The sequence below is a fragment of the Streptomyces sp. NPDC002088 genome (assembly GCF_040296605.1).
GTDB lineage: Bacteria > Actinomycetota > Actinomycetes > Streptomycetales > Streptomycetaceae > Streptomyces.
Map to the genome: position 1 here is coordinate 1 of NZ_JBEOXO010000051.1, position 18914 is coordinate 18914.

Genomic DNA, 18914 nt, shown 5'->3' on the forward strand with positions numbered 1-18914 from the left:
GACACACCACCCGGCCCCACCGAACCCGACGTCACCACCACCAGCCGACTCGACGACCACCGCTCCTCCGCCAACCACCCCTGCACCAGCGACAGCACGGTCTCGGTGGCCGCGAGCGCCAGGACGTCGGCGCCCTCTTCGGACGCGTCGCCGGTCTGCGGGCCGATGGGCATCAGGACGACCTCGGGCCGCTGCTCCTCCGCGCCGAGGGCGTCGGTGAGCGCCGCGAGGTCGGCGTGGTGGGCCGCCCCGAGGCCGGTGCCGTCGAGGACGTCGGGGCCCACGACGGCCCACTGCCCTGCCTGGGGCGCCGACACGGCGCCTGTCTCCAGCGGCACCCAGTCGACGTCGAACACGGCGTTCTGCGCGGGGCCGACGCCCTGACCGGCCGCCGGTTTCATCTCACGCAGCGCCAGTTCCTCGACGGAGATCACCGGGGCGCCCGTGGCGTCGGCGATGTCGATGGCCGCCGTAGCGTCCCCGGTCCTGGTCAGCCGGACCCTCAGGTCGGTCGCGGCCACCGCGTGCAGGGACACGCCCGTCCAGGAGAACGGCAGACGGGGTGCGGCACCGCTCACGGCCGCCGCGGGGTCCAGGACGAGGAGGTGCAGGGCGGCGTCGAGCAGCGCCGGGTGCAGGCCGTACTCGTCGGCCGCCGTGCGCTGGCCCTCGGGGAGCGCGAGGTCGACGTAGGTCTCGTCACCGTGCTCCCAGGCCCGTACGACGCCCTGGAACAGCGGCCCGTAGTGGTAGCCCTGGACGGCCAGGCTCTGGTAGAGGTCGGTGACGTCGAGGGCTGTCGCCCCGGCGGGCGGCCACTGCCGCGGCAGCGGGGCCGGCGCCTGGGCGCCGTGCAGCAGCGAGGCCGTGGCGTGCCGGGTCCACGGGGCGAGCGACTCGTCGCCGGAGGTGTCGTCCGGGCGGGAGGACACACTCAGGGCGCGGCATCCGGAGTCGTCGGGTGCGGTGAGCGACAGCTGCAACTGCACACCGCCGTTGTCCGGCAGGACGAGCGGCGCTTCGAGGGTCAGGTCCGCCAGCCGCTCGTGGCCGACGCGGTGTCCGGCGTGCAGGGCCAGTTCGACGAAGGCGGTGCCGGGCAGCAGGACGCTGTCGCCGACCCGGTGGTGCGCCAGCCACGGGTGGGTGCGCAGCGAGAGCCGGCCGGTGAAGATCACCTGGTCGCTGTCGGCCAGGGTGACAGCGGCCCCGAGCAGCGGGTGGTCATCGCCCTGCAGGCCCAGCTCGGCGGCGTCGCCGGTGCCGGCGGTCTCGGCCAGCCAGTAGCTCTCGCGCTGGAAGGGATAGGTCGGCAGCAGCGCCGGGGTACCGGCCGACGGGAAGAGCCCGGCGGGGTCCAGCGGAGTTCCGTTCACGACCGCGACGCCGAGGGAGTTCAGCAGCCGGGCCCAGCCGCCGTCGTGGCGGCGCAGCGAGCCGACGGCCGTGCCGGACACGCCCAGGCTGTCGAGCGTCTCCTCGACGCCGACGGTGAGCACCGGGTGCGGACTGGCCTCGATGAACAGGGTGTGCCCCTGCGCGGCCAGGCCGCGCACAGCCTGCTCGAACAGGACGGGGTTGCGCAGGTTGCGGTACCAGTAGCCGCCGTCCAACTGGCTGGTGTCCTCGATGAGTTCACCGGTGAGCGTGGAGTGGAACGGCACGGCCGAGAAGGGGCGCGGCGCGACCGGTTCCAGCAGTTCGGCCAGCCGCTCCTCGATCGCCTCCACGTGCGGGGAGTGTGAGGCGTAGTCGACGGGGATGCGGCGCGCCCTGATGCCCAGCTCCTCGAAGCGGAGGAGGAGTTCGTCGAGGGCGTCCGCGTCGCCGGAGACGACCGTGGAGCGCGGGCCGTTGGCCGCCGCCAGGGAGATACGGCCGTCCCATTCGGCGAGCCGGCGCTCCACCTCGTCGGCCTCCAGGGGCACGGAGACCATGCCGCCGGAGCCGGCCAGCGCGACCAGCGCCTGGCTGCGCAGCGTGACCACGCGGGCGGCGTCCTCCAGGGAGAGCGCCCCGGCCACGCAGGCCGCCGCGATCTCGCCCTGGGAGTGCCCGACCACCGCGGCCGGTTCGACCCCGAGGGAGGTCCACAGGGCCGCCAGGGACACCATGACCGCGAACAGCACCGGCTGGACGACGTCGACGCGGTCCAGCGACGGCGCGCCCTCGGCCTGGTCGAGGACGTCGAACAGCGACCAGTCGGTGAACCGGCCCAGGGCCTCCTGGCATTCACGCATACGGTCCCGGAAGACCTCGGAGGACTCCAGCAGTTCCAGTGCCATGCCCGTCCACTGCGAGCCCTGGCCGGGGAAGACCAGCACGGGCCGTACGTCCTGGGCGGCGACACCGCGCTCCAGGAGGTCGTCGGAGCCCCCGCTCGCCAGCGCGCGCAGCGCCCGCAGTATGTCCTCGCGGGCGGTGGCGGTGACCACGGCACGGTGCTCGAACCGGGCGCGCCCGGCGGCCAGCGTACGGCCGATTCCCGCGATGTCGAGCGGTCCGTCGCCGGCGGCCACCAGGTCGGCCAGCCGGTCCGCCTGCTCGCGCAGCGCCGTCTCGTCGCGGGCGGTCAGCAGCCAGGGCACGGCGGAGCCGGTCGCCGCGTCCGGTCCGGCGGTGTCCTCCTCCGCGGGCTCGGGCCGTTCGGTCCTGGGGTACTCCTCGAGGATCAGGTGGGCGTTGGTGCCGCTGATGCCGAAGGAGGAGACGGCGGCCCGGCGCGGGCGCTCGGCCGGCTCCCAGGGCACCGACTCCTCGAGCAGGGCGACGGCGCCGCTGTCCCAGTCCACGTGCGAGCTCGGACGGTCCACGTGCAGGGTCCTGGGCAGCACGCCGTGCTGGAGGGCCATCACCATCTTGACCACGCCGCCGACGCCGGCGGCGGCCTGGGCGTGGCCGATGTTGGACTTGAGGGAGCCGAGCCGCAGTGGTTTCCCGGGGGCGCGGCCCTGACCGTATGTGGCCAGCAGGGCGCGTGCCTCGATGGGGTCGCCGAGGGTGGTGCCGGTGCCGTGTGCCTCGACCGCGTCGACGTCGGCGGTGGTCAGTCCGGCAGCCGCCAGTGCCTGCCGGATGACCCGTTCCTGGGCCGGGCCGCTGGGCGCGGACAGGCCGTTGCTGGCGCCGTCCTGGTTGATGGCGGAGCCGCGGATCACCGCGAGCACCCGATGCCCGCGCCGCTCGGCCTCGGACAGCCGCATCAGCAGGATCATGCCCACGCCCTCGGCCCAGGCCGTGCCGTCGGCGGCTTCGGAGAACGCCTTGGCCCGGCCGTCGGGCGCCAGTCCGCGCTGGCGGCTGAACTCCACGAACATGCCGGGCGAGCTCATGACGGTGGCGCCGCCGGCCAGGGCCAGGTCGCACTCCCCCCGGAGCAGCGACTGGGCCGCCATGTGCAGTGCCACCAGGGAGGAGGAGCAGGCCGTGTCGACGGTGATCGCCGGGCCCTGCAGGCCCAGCGTGTAGGCGACGCGGCCGGAGGCCACGCTGGAGGTGCTGCCGGTCAGCAGGTAGCCGTCGTAGCCCTGGGCTCCGTGGTGCAGCCGGGGGCCGTACTCGGGGGCCACGGCGCCGACGAACACGCCGGTCTGGCTGCCGCGCAGCGCGGACGGGTCGATGCCGGCCCGCTCCAGCGCCTCCCAGGAGGTTTCCAGCAGCAGCCGCTGCTGGGGGTCCATCGCGGCGGCCTCACGCGGGCTGATGCCGAAGAAGCCCGGGTCGAAGCGGTCGGCGTCGTGCAGGAAGCCGCCCGTGTCGACGTAGGAGCGGCCGGCCCGGTCGGGGTCGCTGTCGAAGAGGGTGTCGAGGTTCCAGCCGCGGTTGTCGGGGAAGCGGCTGACGGCGTCGGTCTCGGAGGCGACCAGCCGCCACAGGTCCTCGGGTGAGGCGACGCCGCCCGGGTAGCGGCAGGCCATGGCGACGACGGCGACAGGCTCGTCGGTGGCCGCGGCGACGCGCGTGACCTCGCTGCCCTCGCCTGTGTCGCCGCTCAGCCGGTCCTGCAGGTGCCGGCCCAGGGCGAGCGGGCTCGGGTGGTCGTAGAGCAGGGTGGTCGGCAGGTCGAGGCCGGTGGCGAGGGAGAGCCGCTCGCACAGGTCGACCGACATCAGCGAGTCGAGGCCGAGGTCCCGGAAGACGGCCGAGGCGTCGACGTCCTGCGCGGACGAGTGTCCGAGGACGGTGGCGACCTCCGTGCGGACCAGGGCGAGAACGGCGCCGGAGCGGTCGGGGCGGCTGGGCGTGGCGGGGGCGGCGATGCGGCCCCGGTCGGCGGCCGGTGCGGCCGGTGCCGTCGCCGGACGGCTCGGCGCGTCGGCCGCGCCGGTGAGGTCGGGCCAGAAGCGCTGCCGTTGGAAGGCATAGGTCGGCAGTGGGGCGAGCCGCGCGGCGCTCGGCGCGAAGAAGGCGGCCCAGTCCACTTCCACGCCCGCGGTGTGCAGTTGGGCGAGGGAGCGGACGAGGGTCTCCTCCTCCGACCGGTCCCGGCGCTGCGCGGCCGCCAGCAGCGGGCGCGGCGCGCCGGTCGGCACGCTCTGCCGGATCATGTGGACGAGCACGGAGTCCGGGCCGATCTCCAGATAGCGCGTGACGCCCAGTTCGTGCAGGGTCCGCACGCCGTCGCTGAAGCGGACGGCCGCGCGTACGTGTGTGGCCCAGTAGTCGGCGGAGGCGAGCTCCTCGGCCGTCGCGAGGGCCCCGCTGACGTTGGAGATGACGGGCACGGTCGGCGCCGTGAACTCCAGGTCGCGGGCGACCTCGCGCAGCCCTTCGAGCGCCGGCTCCATCAGACGGGAGTGGAAGGCATGGCTGACCTGGAGCCTGCGGGTCCTGCGGCCCCGCTCGGCGAAGACGGCGGCCACCGCGAGCACGGCCTCCTCGGGGCCGGAGACGATGGTGGACTCGGGACCGTTGAGCGCCGCGATCTCGGCCGGGCTCTCCTGGTCGGCGAGCACGTCCCGTACCTCGGCCTCGGTGGCCTCAACAGCGGCCATGGCACCGCCGGCGGGCAGCGCCTGCATGAGCGCGCCGCGGCTCGCGACGAGCCGGCAGGCGTCCGTGCGGGAGAGCACTCCGGCGACGTAGGCGGCGGCGAGCTCACCGATCGAGTGGCCGATGAGGTAGTCGGGGCGGATGCCCAGGGAGTCGAGCACACGGTGCAGCGCGACTTCGAAGGTGAACAGGGCCGGCTGCGTGTATGCGGTCTGGTCCAGCAGGGCGGCGTCCGGCGTGCCGGCGGCGGCGAACATCACCGTGCGCAGCGGGCGCTCCAGCAGGTGGTCGAACTCGACGCAGAGTTCGTCCACGGCGTGCCGGAACACTTCGGAGGACGCGTAGAGTTCGCGGCCCATGCCGGACCGCTGTGCGCCCTGGCCGGAGAAGACCATCGCCAGCGGGCCGTGCCGTTCGGCGCTGCCGGTCAGCACCTCGGCCGTGGGGCGGCCGTCGGCGAGCGCGGACAGTCCGTCCAGCAGCGCGTCGTGGTCCCGGCCGACGACGGCCGCGCGGTGTTCGAAGGCGGTACGGGTCGTGGCCAGCGAGAGCCCGACGTCGGCCGGCCCGGCGCCGGGCCCGTCCGACAGGTGCTCCTTCAGTCGCCGCGCCTGCGCCCGCACCGCGTCCTGTGTCCGTCCGGACAGCACCCAGGGGACGACGGCTCCGGCATCGTCGGACCCGTCCTCTGCCCTTCCGGCATCCGCCGCTCCACGGTCGATCGCGGACTCGTCCGCGCCGCCGGTCGGCTCGGTCCCGTCGGCGATCGGCTCGTCCCCGTCCGCCGCGGGCTCCGGCCGGTGCTCGGCCAGGATCACGTGGCAGTTGGTCCCGCCCATGCTGAAGGAGCTCACGCCGGCCACCAGGCGCTCCTGGGGGCGAGGCCAGGCCTCGTGCCGGGACTGCACCCGCAGACGCAGCTCGTCGAGCGGGATGTCGGGGTTGGGCGTTCGGAAGTGCAGGCTCGCCGGAAGTTCGCGGTTGCCGATGCTGAGCGCGGCCTTGATCAGGCCGGCGATACCGGCGGCCGCCTCGAGGTGCCCGACGTTGGTCTTGGCGGAGCCCACCCGCAGCGGTTCGCCGGCCGCACGGTCCACGGCGAACACCGCGCCGAGCGCCGCGGCCTCGATCGGGTCGCCGATGCGGGTGCCGGTGCCGTGGAGCTCGACGTACTGCACGTCGCCGGGGCCGATCCCGGCCGCCGCCTGCGCCCGGCGCACGGCCTCGGCCTGGTACTCGGCGCTGGGCACGGTCAGGCCGTTGGTGCGGCCGTCGTTGGTGACGGCGCTGCCGAGGATGACGCACTGGATGCGGTCGCCGTCCCGCACCGCCTGCTCCAGCGGTTTGAGCAGCACCAGGCCCGCGCCCTCACCGCGTACGTACCCGTCGGCACGGGCGTCGAAGGTGTGGCAGCGGCCCGTCGGTGACAGGGCGCCGAACTTGGAGGTGCTCACCGTCGACTCGGTCAGCAGGTTGAGGTTCACGCCGCCGGCGATCGCCAGCTCCGACTCGCCGGCCCGCAGGCTTTCGCAGGCGAGGTGGATGGCGACCAGCGAGGAGGACTGGCCGGCGTCGACGGCGAGGCTCGGGCCGTGCAGGCCCAGGGCGTAGGACACCCGGTTGGCGATGATGCTCCGGTGGGTGCCCGTCACCGTGTGGCCGGTGCTGCCGTCCGGGCCTCGCCGGCCGAGCAGGTCCGCGTAGTCGTCCCAGATCGCTCCGACGAAGACGCCCGTACGGGAGTCGCGGACCCGCTCGGGGACGATGCCGGCGTTCTCCAGGACCTCCCAGCCGAGTTCGAGGACCAGCCGCTGCTGCGGGTCCATGTCGAGGGCCTCGCGCGGGGAGATCCCGAAGAACGCCGCGTCGAACTCGTCGACCTGGTCGAGGAACGCGCCGTACCAGCGGCGGTCGCCGTCGGCCGGCCCCCAGCGGTGCTCGGGGGCGGGCACGACCGCGTCCCGGCCCTCGCGGAGGAGTTGCCAGTAGGCCTGCGGACCGTCCGCCTGCGGCAGTCGGCATGCCATGCCGACGACCGCGACGGCGTCCTGGCGCCGCACGGCGGACGTGTGCGCATCCTTGTCCGGGGTTCCTGCAAACACCTTGTTCACTCCTCCGTCGAAACCGGGCCGGGCGTCCTTCGTGGGCTAGTTCTTGCGGGCTACGCCGGCGTAGATGACCATGTCGCTCACCTTGCGCGGGGCCGTCTCCGCCGACCGCCACTGAGTGGTCTCCACCAGACCGGGCTCCAGCAGGTCGAGGCCGTCGAAGAAGCGGCTGATCTGCGCCTTCGTACGGTTGGCGTTGAGCTGGATGTTGCGCTTCTCGAAGGCCCGGTCGGTGGTGTCGGCGAGTTCGTCGAGCTCGGCCAGCGAGACATGGGACAGCACGAGGTAGCTGCCGGAGGGCAGGGCGTCGACCAGCAGACGGACAGCCGCCCACGGGTCGCCGCTGTCCGGGACGAAGTGCAGAACGGCGACGAGCAGCAGGGCCACCGGCTGGTCGAAGTCGATGAGTCGACGCAACCGGGGATCGTCGAGGATGCCCTGCGGGCTGCTGACGTCACCGAGGACGATCTCGATGTTGCCCTCTCCGCGCACCAGGGACTCGGCGTGCTTGGCCACGGTCGGGTCGTTGTCCACGTACACCACGCGGGCCGCCGGGTCGATGGCCTGCGCGACGGCGTGCACGTTGTCCTGCGTGGGCAGGCCCGAGCCGATGTCGAGGAACTGGCGGATGCCGGCTTCCTCGGTCAGGTGAGTCACGGCGCGGATGAGGAAGTCCCGGTTGGCGCGCGCGGCGGCGAACACGCCCGGGTCGGTCGCGGCGATCTCGTCGACCAGCGTGCGGTCGACGAGATGGTTCTCGGAACCGCCGAGCAGGTAGTCGTACATACGGGCGAGGCCCGGTCGCGTGGTGTCGATCTGAATGGTGTCGGTCTGAGTGGATGTGTCGCTCACGGAATCGTCCGTTCTTCGAGGGGAGTTGACAGCGGGAAGTGGGGCCCTGACACGGGCCGGGGTTCAGCGGGGCTTGCCGGCCATCAGGCGCCGCAGCCTGAGCACACCGGCCACGGCGGCCAGCAGTGCCGTACGGGGTCCGCGGACCCGGCGCATGCGCAACAGGGACAGGAAGATCCACAGCCGGGTCTCCGCCGCGTTGCCCGGACCCGCGTGGCCGTCGTGGTATTCGAGGATCTTGGTGCCCGCGACCGTGGCACGAAGGCGGGCGACGTCCTCGGCGGGAATGATCGCGTCCTCGTGGGTGGCCAGGTAGTGGACGGGGATGTCCAGGGCCGCGAGTTCCGCGTCGGTCAGCGCCCAGGAACTCATGTCGCCGGTGATGTCGGCCGGGGTGGTGCGGGTCAGCCCGGCGAGCGTCTCGATGGTGATCCGGGGCAGTCCGCGGCGCCAGCGGAGGTCGGAGAAGAAGGAGCTGACGGGCGCCGCGATGGTGATGATGCCCTTGATCCGGCGGTCGTGGACCGCGCAGCGCAGCGCGGCGTGACCGCTGAAGCTGAGGGTCAGCCCGTAGGTGTGCTCGACGTCGGCCGTGTCGCGGACGGCGTCGAGCAACCGGGAGAGCATGCGCCAGCTGTCGGCGGTGTAGGGCAGCGGGTTCTCGCCGACGCCCGGCAGTTCGGCCACCAGGACCGCCATGCCGAGCCGGGAGGCCTGCGCGAGCAGGGGCATCCACTGTTCCTTGATGCTGATGATGCCGCCCATCACCAGGAGCAGCGGACGGCGCTCGGTGGCGGACAGACCGCTCGCCCAGCAGGGCACGGTGGCACCCAGGACGGGCACGTCGAGCCGGGTCACGCCGTGGTCCTCGGCCCAGGCCGCGCACGCCTCGACACACTTCTTCAGCGCCCGTTCCCTGGCCGGGCCGTCCACGGCCGGGAACCGGGCCAGGTTGTAGTAACCGCACGCCTCCAGCAGCCGGCCCTCCGCCTCCAGGCGGGCCGCCTCCAGGCTCCACTCCCCCACCCAGGAGCCCACCTCGTCCTCGTTGTCGGAGAAGATCCGGTCGCATACGGCCTCGTACGCGGCCTGGGTGATGTTCTGGGCGCGGGCGTGGGCCAGCCCGTACAGCTTCAGCTCTGCCACGTCGTTCATCGGACGCCTCCGCGGGGCTCGGCAGGGTCGGGTACGCCGTGCACCACGGGGAGCCGGAACTCCTCCACGGCGAGCTTGATGTCGGCGAGAAGGTCGGCCGCCTCGGCGCCGTCCACCACGCGGTGGTCGAAGGCGAGGTTGAGCCGCATCACGGGGGCGATCACCACACGGCCGTCGCGTACGACCGGCCGATCCGTGATCTGTCCGAGGCCGAGTGTGATGGTGGTGCCGCCGACGGAATGGAATCCGTTGACGGGCCGGTGGGAGAGCGAGGAGACAGCCAGGGTGCCCATGACCCGGCGTCGGCCCGCGGGCGGGCGGACGGTCCGCCGGAACAGCAGGGAGCCGAGCAGGGTGGGCAGTCGCTGGAGCCGGCGGACCGGGGCGAACTCGGGCATCTGCCCGGCGTCGCCGCCGCGGTAGTGCCCCAGCTTCGCCTGAATCTCGTCGAGGTCGGCCACGTGGGCGTCCCGCAGCACCGCAGACAGGACGACGCGCTCACCGTCGAGCGTCTTGTCGAGGGCGACCTTGACGTCGACCCCGTCGTACGTCTCGATGCGGGGCCGCAGTACGCCGTGCAGCGCCGCGTTGGCACGCGGGTGGGCGGCGAGGGCGCGGGCGGCGGCGAGGATCGTGACGGCGACCGGGGAATAGCGGCGTCCGCTCTCGCGGGCCGCCTCGCGCAGTTCCTGCACCCGGCTCATGTCGACGTCGGTGTCCAGGAAGACCGGGGCGAAGCCGCGGATCGTCCGCAGGAAGTAGAAGGTGTGGCGCCGCTGCCGCACCAGGGGGCGGATGGTCATGGGGCCACCGCCAGATCGTAGACGTGGGCCAGGGTGGGGGCCTCGATGACCTGGGGGAGGGAGAGGCGGCGTCCGGTCTCCCGTTCCAGGAGGGTCAGCAGCCACATCACGTGGAGCGAGTCCCAGCCGGGCACCTGGTCGACGCTGCGGCGCAGGTCCTCGCTGGTGACCGGGATCCCGATCTGGTCACTGATCAACTCGGCGAAGTCGTCCAGGCTGTTCAACGTTCCTCCCTCTCGGGGTTGTCGATCAGACGGATGTGGTCGGGCACGGCCGGCAGCTGGTCCAGCCGGTGGCGGAACGTCGTCGACCGCTCGTCGCCGCCGGTCGCCTCGAAGCCGTGGCCGGGGTAGAGACCGCGCACCTTGGCGTTCTTCGCGGTGGCGCGGTAGGCGGCCTCGACCGAGTGGATGCCCTGTGCTTTGGCGTCGTGCAGCACCGCCGCCAGGCAGGCCTGTTCGACACCGCGGGCCAGCACCCGGCAGCTCAGCAGGAAGTTCTCGATGGTCAGCACGTCGCCGCTGCGCCGCAGGAAGAGCGCGCCGGTGAGTCCGCTGCTGCCGAAGCGGTCACTGACGTGAACCGACAGCACGGTCGCGGCCGGGTCGTCGGCCCGCTGCTCGACGTCGGCGGGCTGCAGCCGCTCGGTCGTCAGGTTGAACTGGTTGGTACGCAGGGTCAGTTGGGACACGCGTGCGATCTCGTCCCGCTCCACCGGGCCGACGGTGACGGTGATCCCGAGGTCGTGCAGGTAGTCGTCGACGCTGACGTGCGCCGCCCGCAGCTCGCCCCGGGCCGCGTCGGCCTGGTACAGGGACGTGCGCTGTGCGTCCTCCGCGGTGACCGCCCGGACGTTGAACCAGCCGTCGGCCAGCAGCTTCTCGACGTGCAGCGCCGGCTCCTGGTCCAGTTGGACGACGTCCACGTCGGGGCACTGGGCGCGTACGACGCCGCACTCGTGCGGGCTGTCGTCGACGAAGACGAAGCTGTCGATACCGATACCGATGGTGTCCGCGATCTCCCGAAGGTGCCCGTGCTTGCCGGTCCAGTCGGCCCTGACCTGCAGGAAGTCGTCCTCGTTGAGCGCCATGCCGGGGTGTGAGCGCAGTACCTCGCGGACGGGGTCGAGGTCGTTCTTGCTGACGGCGGAGAGCAGGACGCCCTGGGAGACCAGCTGCTTGACGACCCGCTGGAACGCGGAGAACGCCTTGCCGCGCAGACCGTCACCCACCTCGATGCCGTCGAATCCGTCCTCGCTCAGGACCCCGCCCCACAGCGTCTCGTCGAGGTCGACCACCAGGCACTTCTTGCTCCGCCCGGTCAGATGCCGGGCCAGGTGCGCGGCCTCCTTGGCGTACGCGGCGAGCAGCGGGGCCGAGAGGTGGGCGCCGGCGTACGCGCTCAGGCGCGGATCGCAGGCGGGTACACCCTCGGAGAGGAGCGGGTCGAGGTCGACGACCACCACCTGAGGCCGCTCGTCGCCGAGGCGCAGCAGCCGCATGTTGGCCTCCCGCCACAGCACGCCGAGCCGGCCACGCGAGCGGTAGTCGATGAGCTGACTCGCGAACCGTCGCGGAAGGGGGACGGTATTGAGGACCAGGGTGGCCTCGCTCTGCTTCACGAAACGCTCGACCAGGCCCTCCAGCAGGGAGATCCGGTGGTCGATCGCCGTGCGCACCGCGTCGAGGTCCCAGGGGGTGGGGAGGTCGTCGAGCACCACCATGGGGTCGAGCACGCACAGGACGAGGTCGGGCCGCGCGGTGTAGAGGTCGCTGCCCGGGTCGGAGAGCTCCGAGACGTAGCTGTCGAAGTCGGTGAGGGTCGGCCGCAGCAGCAGGCCGTGCCGGGCCAGTTCCGCGGTCAGCTGCGGCACCAGCATGGCGAGGTTGCCGTGGCCGGTGACCGCGATCCGGACCTGTGGGACGTCGGCGTGTTCGCGCAGGACCGCGTCCGGATCGAGCCGCGCCAGCAGCTGCCCTGCCTGCTGGAACTCGGCCTCGGTGGCCTCCGCCAGCAAGGCCCGCACCTGCGGGTAGCCGGCCGCCAGGCGACCCGCCCGGTGCAGCTCGAGCAGTGACTCGGCAGTCGGTGTCGTGGCCATGGCCGTCACACCCGCTCGATCGCGAAGCCGGCCCTGATCCACTTGCTCGACTCCACGGAGATGCCGAGCGCCTTGTCGCCGGGGCTCATCAGCTCCAGCGCCCGTTCGAGCTGGAAGAAAGGCGTGGCGTTACCGGTGTTGCCGGTCTGCGCGACACAGCTCACCTCCTTGGCACCGAGCAGGTCGAGGGCCTCGACCACCCGCCGGGTCATCCGGCCGGACAGCTGGGGCGGCAGGATGTAGTCGACGTCCTCGCGGGCCCAGTCGAGCTCGGTCAGGAGCTGGTCGAGGATCTCGCGGCTCATCCGGGGCACGGAGGCCTCGATGGCCTTGTAGTCCTCTGCCGCCGGAATCCGGTCGGACATACGGTCGGCCGGGCCGAACCACTCCAGGATCTGGCCCGCGGCCCGGCCGAGCCCGGTGAGCCGGGCAGAGGTGAGACGGATCGTGGCCTGCGCGCCCTCCGGCTCGGTGCTCAGCACCATGGCGCCCGCGCCGTCGCCGAACAGCACGTAGTTGATGAGCTGTTCCGGGCGCAGCGCGCCGAAGTCCTGGCCGAGGTCGAAGTACTTCTCGTTCAGCTCACCGCCGATGACCAGTGCCCTGCGGTAGGCCCCGGTGGTCAGGAGCTGGTGGGCGACGGTGAGCGCCTGGAAGGCTCCGGTGCACCCGGACTGCAGCTGGAACACGGGCACGCCGTCGATGCCGAGCCGGTCCGCGACCACGGAGGCGGTCGTCGGCAGCAGTTGGTCCGGGGTGGCCGTGCCCATGACCACCAGGTCGACATCCTCGGGTGCCACCATCGCGGAGTCGAGCGCACGCCGGGCGGCGAGCTCACCGAGGTCCGCGAGGGAGTTGCGCCGTTCGCCGGTGTCCAGGTCGACCGAGAGGTGGCGGGTGTCCGTTCCGATGAAGACCTGGATCCATTCCTCCCACTGGTCGCTCATGCCGAATCGCCGGGCGAGAGCGGCGTTGTCGACGAGCGGGCCGAGAACGGCGGTGCCCGTGGACACGATGTGGATTCCCTGGGGTTTCATCTGATCCCTCCGTGTAGTCGCCGTCGCCGCCCGTCCGGGCTGGTCCTTCGAACGGCTCGAAGCAAGGCGGTTCACCGGACCGTCGATCCAGCGAGGCACCTGGTGGCAGAAATCCTCGGAGGGTCCTCTTAAGCGGGTTTAAGGGCGTTCTAGCTCCGCCGTCTCACGGCGCCCCGCCGACGGCGCTCGCGGGGTGTGCGGGAGGGGACGCGAAAGCGCCCCAGGCCGGTACACGGCCTGGGGCACATGGCACGCGGAAGTACCCGCCGCACCGCCCTGGCGGGCCGGACACGGCGGATACCGCCCCGTCAGTTCGGGACCAGCAGCGGCGTGGCCGCCGGCTGTCCGACGTACTCGGCGAGTGCGCTGCGCCACGGGCGCTGCAGCTTCCCGGCTCGTCCGGGGAGTTCGCCGACGAGCGGGGTCGACGCGGGACGCGGCGCCTCGACGTGCTGCTGTGGCTGCGCGCGGCTGATCGGCACGCGGAACCCGGCCAGCTCCACCGCCGCCTCCGCGAGTTCGTACCAAGTGGCACGGCCGGAATTCACCACGTGGTAGATGCCGGCCTCCACTTCGTCGAGGGCCAGCGCGAGGGTCATCCTGGCCAGATCGACGGTGTACGTCGGTGACATCACGATGGAGTCGACGACGCTCAGAGGCTTGCCCGCGTGCGCCATGTCGAGGATCCGGTTGATGAAGCAGGGCCGGGCGCTCGCGCTGCGTGGCGTGGGGCCGAACAGCGCTGCGGTCCGCGCCACGATGTGTCGCGGACAGCCGAGGCGGGTTTCCTGCTCGCCGGCCAGTTTGGTGACGCCGTAGGTGAGCAGGGGTGAGGTGGCCGAGTCAGGGCTGTAGGGGGAGCCCGCGATGCCGTCGAAGACGAAGTCCGTGCTGATGTAGATCGGCAGGGCGCCGATCCGGGCGCAGGCACGGCTCACCCAGCGGGCGCCGAGCGCGTGGATGCCGTAGGCGACTTCGGGATGCCTCTCGCAGAGGTCGGCGGGCATCAGAGCCGCCGCGTTGATCACGACGTCCGGCCGGTTGCTCTCCAAGTAACGTTCCACTTGGACCTGTTCGGTGACATCGAGCTCACGGCGGCCGGGTAACAACACTTCGGTGATTTCGGGGAACTCCCGGACGGCATTCCTGAAGGCTGTTCCCAGCAAACCGCCGGAGCCGATGACCACTACACGCACAGCTTCACCCACCGATCTGATCGGGGCCATGAACTCCGCAGTGGCGGGGGCCCGTTGAGGATTGCTCAAAGTCCTGGAACGGCCGGCGCGGACCCGGTCGTCCGGACGGGCGGTCTTCGTCGCACTTGTGGTCGCACTTGTGGTCGCACTTGTTCGAGGAAGGCTCGCTGCGCCCCGGGAGGGGGCGCAGCGAGCTTTGATCCGGTCCCTGCGCGAGGGCGGGACCTACTTGCCGACCGCCACCGCTTCGGGGAGCGATTCCGACGCCCCGGCAGCAGGTACCCGGCCGTCCTCGCGGAAGAGCGCGAGCGCGGCGACCGCGGTGACGACCATGAGCCCGGCGGCTACGGCGAATCCGATCTGGAGTCCGCTGTTGAGGGACTCGAGGGCCGGATGGCTCTCGTCGAGCAGGTGGTTCGTACGCATGGTGGCGATCGTGGAGATCACCGCGAGGCCCACCGAACCACCGACGAAACGAGTCATGTTGACCATGGCGGAGGCGACACCGCTCCGCTCCTCGGGCACCCCGTTCAGCGCGGCCATGGTCATCGGGATGAACAGGATGCCGAAGCCGATACTCAGCACCACCGACGGGAGGATGATGTCCATCAGCAGGCCGCCGTCCGCCGAGATGCGGGCGAACAGCGCGAGCCCCGCGGCCGAGACGACGGCACCGGCCGCGATGACCGGCCTCATCCCGAACTTCGTCACCAGCTTGGGACCGACCGGAGCCGCGCACAGCAGCAGCACGGTGAGCGGGATGAAGCCGAGTCCCGTCTTGAGCGCCGAGAAGTGCAGGACCTGCTGCTGGTAGAGGGTGGCCAGGTAGAACGTGGCGAACATGGCGCAGCCGCACAGGGCCGAGACCACGTTGGCGCCGAGCACCGAACGGTTCGCGAACAGGCTGAGCGGTACCAGCGGTTGCGACGCGATCCGGGCCTCGTGCACCACGAAGTACCCGAGGATCAGGGCGGAGGCGATCAGCAGACTCACTGTGCGGCCCGAGCCCCAGGGGTGATGGTCGACCTGGGCGATGGCGTAGCACAGCAGGCTGATGCCGCCGGTGCCGGTCACCGCACCGACCACGTCGAACGCTCGGGTGGTCGTGCGCTCAGGACGGTCGTTCGGGATGAAGCGCAGCGCGGCCAGCACCATGAAGATGCCGATCGGAATGTTGATGTAGAACAACCAGCGCCAGCTGGGGCCACCGCCCAGGAGGCCGCCGAGGATCAGGCCGACGGCACCGGCGACACCGGTGATGCCGCCCCAGATGCCGAAGGCCTTGTCCCGCGGCTTCCCTTCGGGGAACACGCCGTTGAGGATCGCCAGGGTCATCGGCGCGACGAAGGCACCGGCCAGGCCCTGGAGGCCGCGGGTGACGGTCAGCGTGCCCGCGCTCTGCGCGAGACCGGAACCGAGTGAGGCGGCGGTGAAGGCGACCACACCCCAGATGAACACCCGCCGGCGGCCGATCATGTCACCGACCCGGCCACCCAGGAGAAGGAATCCGCCGAAGAGGATGAGATAGGCGTTGACCACCCAGGCGAGGCTGGACTGCGAGAATCCGAGTCCTTCCTTGATGGCGGGCAGCGCGACGTTGACGACGGTGATGTCGATTGCGTCAAGAAACGCAGCCAGGCAGAGCACCGTGAGCGTGATCGTGTGTTTCCGGGTCCATTCGAATTCTCCGGACGGCTCGCCCGCGGCCTTCGGCTCAGGGCTTTGCGTTTCGACGGAGGACAGTTCGACACTCCCGGCTTCGCTGAGTCCCAAGACGGGCTCCTCACAAAGAGTTTCATCGACTGATGCACCACTGAGTATCCGTACTTACCGACCGATCGTCAAGTGAACTTCGACGACCTCCGGGCTCGACCCCGGACGCAGCAACACCCCCGGGACCACCTCGTGTTGTTTTGCCTGCTCACCGACTGGGCCGGGGATACCGGCGACACAGTCGGCGCACAGGCTGTCAACAACCTGCCGGGCGCCCGTCAAGTAGACTGTGCCGTGAAGGAGGACATCGTGAACGGCAAGGACGGCGGCGGTACGAGGGCGCGCATTCTCGACATCGCCCGGGAGCTGATGGCGAAGCAGGGCTATGCGGGTACCTCGATCGCTCACATCGCGAGCCAGCTGGGGACCAGCAAGGCCGGGATCTACTACCACTTCAAGTCCAAGGAGGAGATCCTGGACGCGCTGCTGACCAAGCCCGTCCTCGCCTACGCGGACATCGCCGAACGCGCGGCCCAGGGCGCCCCGCCGGCCGAACTGCTCGGCGCGATCATCGACCTGACCGCGGAACTGAAGGAATTCGCCGGGTTCCACAGCGATCCCTCGACGGTCCTCGCCCTGCGCGAACGCACGCAGCAGACCGACATCCTGAACAAGCAGGCGCGCGTCATCGCGGCCCTGGCCGGCCCGCGACCCTCGCAGGCGGCCCGCATCCGGGCCCGCTCGGCCTTCGCGGTCGCCAGCGACGCCACGGCCGGCGCCGTGGCACTCAGCGACAGCGGTCTGACGAAATCCGAGCGCGACGAGCTGCTGGCCGCGGCCCTGCGCGCCCTCCAGCCAGGCTGAGGGACGCCCGGTCGGGGGATGCCCTGCCGAGCCCGCCGGACGGCGGGCCGTGGTGCACCCGCCGACGGTGGCGGAGTCGGCAGCGGGCCGCCTGTCACGCCGCCGAAGCCGCCGGGCCGAGCCGTGGCTCGCCCGGTACCGACCTGACCCGGGAGTCGCCCCTGGGCCGACACGGCGAAGCGTGTCGTCGGCACGTTCCCGCTCGCGCTCTCCACTGAGAAGCGCCTTGTGGACCGCGTCGGACACGCATGCTCTGGCCCGGTCCACAAGGCACCCCCTACACCGCGCCGGTCACGCCACCCACGAGGGTGGCGAACACGTCGTCGACGAAGGCGTCGATCGTGGGCAACGCCCGCATCTCGGCGGCGACACGGCCCGCCGCCTCGCCGTAGGACGGATCGGCGAGCACCTGCTCGACGGCGGCACGGATCCGCGGGACGTCCGCGGGGCCGATCTTGCCCACCCGGTCCTCCGACTCGATCCCCGTTTCGACGCGCAGGCCGACCCCGGCCTCGTGCACCAGCCGTGCGTTGGCGGGCTGGTCCGCGAAGACGGGCACCACGACCGTCGGCAGGCCCGCGGCGAGCGCGCCGAGGAGCGTCGCCGAACCGCCGTGGCAGACGACCGCGGCGGCCTCCCCCAACGCATCGGCCTGCGGCACCCACTCCTCCACGTGCACGTTCTCGGGGATGTCACCCAGCGCCGAGACGTCCGTGCCGTGGCCCACGGTGAGCAGCACCCGCACCGGCAGCCCGCGCACCGCCTCCAGCGCGGCTCGGAACACATCCCCGGCGAGCGGGAGTTGACCCGTGACGCTACCGAACGTCAGGTAGATCAGCGGCGCGTCACTACCGTCCCACCAATCGGGCAGTATTCCTCGCCGCGGCTCCACGCCGTCGCGGAAGCGGCGGGTGTCAGTGAAGGACGAGGGGTCGAGCGAGCCCGGGAAGCGGGACAGGAACGGGACCGAGTGCAGCCGCTGCGCGATCGCACCATCGTGGCGTACGAGTTCGGGCACGGCGCGTTGCAGGGAACCCTCCTCGACGGCCGCCTGCGAAATGCCGATCTGCGCATGCGGAATCCCGTGGCGTGCGGCCGCGATTCCCGCGGCATAGGCACGGGAATCGTGGAGCAGCACATCGGGCCTCCACTCGCGGCAGGCCTCCTCCAGCGCGGGGAGCATCGCCTCGGTGTAGTGCTTGCCCAGCACTTCCCGGTCGGCCACGATCTCGGCCTCCTCCGGGGGGAGGGTGACGAACCGCTTGTAGATCGCACCCATCACCTCGGGCGACGGCTTCCCGCAGATACGAAACGGATAGCCCCGTTTCTCCACCGTGTCCCGGAGATCCGACGGGACGACCAGGAGCACTTCGTCTCCGCGCTGCACCAGCGCGTCCGCGAACAGCGCCACCGGGTTGAAGTGGCCGGCTCCGTCGATTGATGTGAAAAGTACACGCAAGGCGGATCCTCCTCCGTTGTTGGCTTTTCGTTCGGTCCCGGATGCCGACCGATCCGCGGTCAGGCCAGGCTGATGCGCAGATTGACCGTCATGGTCGAGACCGGGAGGATCAGCTGCCACTCACGTATGCCGGTCAGGCCCAGGAACTTTCCGCCGGTGCCGATGACCGGGAAGCGCGCCCAGCCGCCGGCCAGCATCTCCTGGCGGTCGATGGTGCCGCTGGAGTGCAGCGTGCCCTCCGGCAGCTCGATCGCCTCCTCGTAATGGGTCATGAGGTGACCGTTCGGAGCGACGTGGGTGGCAACGACCATGCCCACGGTGTGGCCGATGGTGGCCCCCGTGACGTCATAGATCTCGTCGAAGTAGACGATCGATTCGCCGACCTCCTGGATCGGCAGGGGCTCGTTGCGGCCGATGTAGTTGTAGTGCACCGTCTTCTCGGTCACATTGTCGATCACGATGGCACTCATGTCGCTCCTTCGTGCTGACGGTCCAACCGCAGCAATAGCCGAACAGGAATGACCGCCACATTATGGATCCCGTCTAAAGCGGCTCTACTTCGGCCTTAAAGGCTGGTTCTCGGCGATGAACGGCCAGGTGCTACGCGGGCGTCACCGCTGCTCGCGCGCGGCCA

General features: G+C 71.4%; 12 protein-coding genes. 1 reads left to right on the forward strand and 11 read right to left on the reverse strand.

Translation table 11 applies throughout. The features are described from left to right. The 9 genes from ABT114_RS48060 to ABT114_RS48100 all read right to left on the reverse strand — a co-directional run. The coding region (locus ABT114_RS48060) for a type I polyketide synthase (RefSeq protein WP_502988524.1) at positions 1-7019 on the reverse strand (7019 nt) is incomplete at its 3' end. 120 nt (positions 7020-7139) lie between these two features. Next, positions 7140-7952 carry an SAM-dependent methyltransferase gene (locus tag ABT114_RS48065; RefSeq protein ID WP_351153101.1) on the reverse strand — a complete coding sequence of 271 codons (813 nt, stop codon included), beginning with the start codon at positions 7950-7952 and terminating at the stop codon, positions 7140-7142. 63 nt (positions 7953-8015) lie between these two features. Next, positions 8016-9107, reverse strand: coding sequence for an alpha/beta fold hydrolase (locus ABT114_RS48070; protein WP_351153104.1), 1092 nt, complete (start codon positions 9105-9107; stop codon positions 8016-8018). After that, positions 9104-9910, reverse strand: coding sequence for a 2-oxo acid dehydrogenase subunit E2 (locus ABT114_RS48075; protein ID WP_351153107.1), 807 nt, complete (start codon positions 9908-9910; stop codon positions 9104-9106). The genes ABT114_RS48070 and ABT114_RS48075 overlap by 4 nt, the downstream gene beginning before the upstream one ends. Next, a complete protein-coding gene (locus ABT114_RS48080) occupies positions 9907-10134 on the reverse strand; it encodes an acyl carrier protein (RefSeq protein WP_351153110.1) in 228 nt (75 codons plus the stop codon). The genes ABT114_RS48075 and ABT114_RS48080 overlap by 4 nt, the downstream gene beginning before the upstream one ends. Continuing rightward, the gene (locus ABT114_RS48085; protein WP_351153112.1) at positions 10131-12011 is read right to left on the reverse strand and encodes an HAD-IIIC family phosphatase; all 1881 of its coding nucleotides are present in this window, start codon (positions 12009-12011) and stop codon (positions 10131-10133) included. The genes ABT114_RS48080 and ABT114_RS48085 overlap by 4 nt, the downstream gene beginning before the upstream one ends. A gap of 5 nt (positions 12012-12016) precedes the next feature. Then, complete coding sequence (locus ABT114_RS48090) at positions 12017-13048, reverse strand: 3-oxoacyl-ACP synthase III family protein (RefSeq protein WP_351153114.1); 1032 nt, start codon at positions 13046-13048, stop codon at positions 12017-12019. 308 nt (positions 13049-13356) lie between these two features. Beyond that, positions 13357-14274, reverse strand: a complete 918-nt coding sequence (locus ABT114_RS48095; protein ID WP_351153117.1) for an SDR family oxidoreductase — start codon at positions 14272-14274, stop codon at positions 13357-13359. Between the two features lie 195 nt (positions 14275-14469). Continuing rightward, positions 14470-16017: an MFS transporter gene (locus ABT114_RS48100; RefSeq protein ID WP_351153120.1), complete on the reverse strand. Its 1548-nt coding sequence runs from the start codon at positions 16015-16017 to the stop codon at positions 14470-14472. 234 nt (positions 16018-16251) lie between these two features. Here ABT114_RS48100 and ABT114_RS48105 point away from each other — a divergent pair, with 234 nt between their 5' ends. After that, complete coding sequence (locus ABT114_RS48105) at positions 16252-16821, forward strand: TetR/AcrR family transcriptional regulator (protein ID WP_351153123.1); 570 nt, start codon at positions 16252-16254, stop codon at positions 16819-16821. Positions 16822-17098: 277 nt separating this feature from the next. Here ABT114_RS48105 and ABT114_RS48110 read toward each other — a convergent pair whose 3' ends face one another. Both ABT114_RS48110 and ABT114_RS48115 read right to left on the reverse strand, forming a co-directional pair. After that, positions 17099-18280, reverse strand: coding sequence for a glycosyltransferase (locus ABT114_RS48110; protein WP_351153125.1), 1182 nt, complete (start codon positions 18278-18280; stop codon positions 17099-17101). 59 nt (positions 18281-18339) lie between these two features. Then, positions 18340-18750 carry an allene oxide cyclase barrel-like domain-containing protein gene (locus ABT114_RS48115; RefSeq protein ID WP_351153128.1) on the reverse strand — a complete coding sequence of 137 codons (411 nt, stop codon included), beginning with the start codon at positions 18748-18750 and terminating at the stop codon, positions 18340-18342. Positions 18751-18914: the final 164 nt, after the last annotated feature.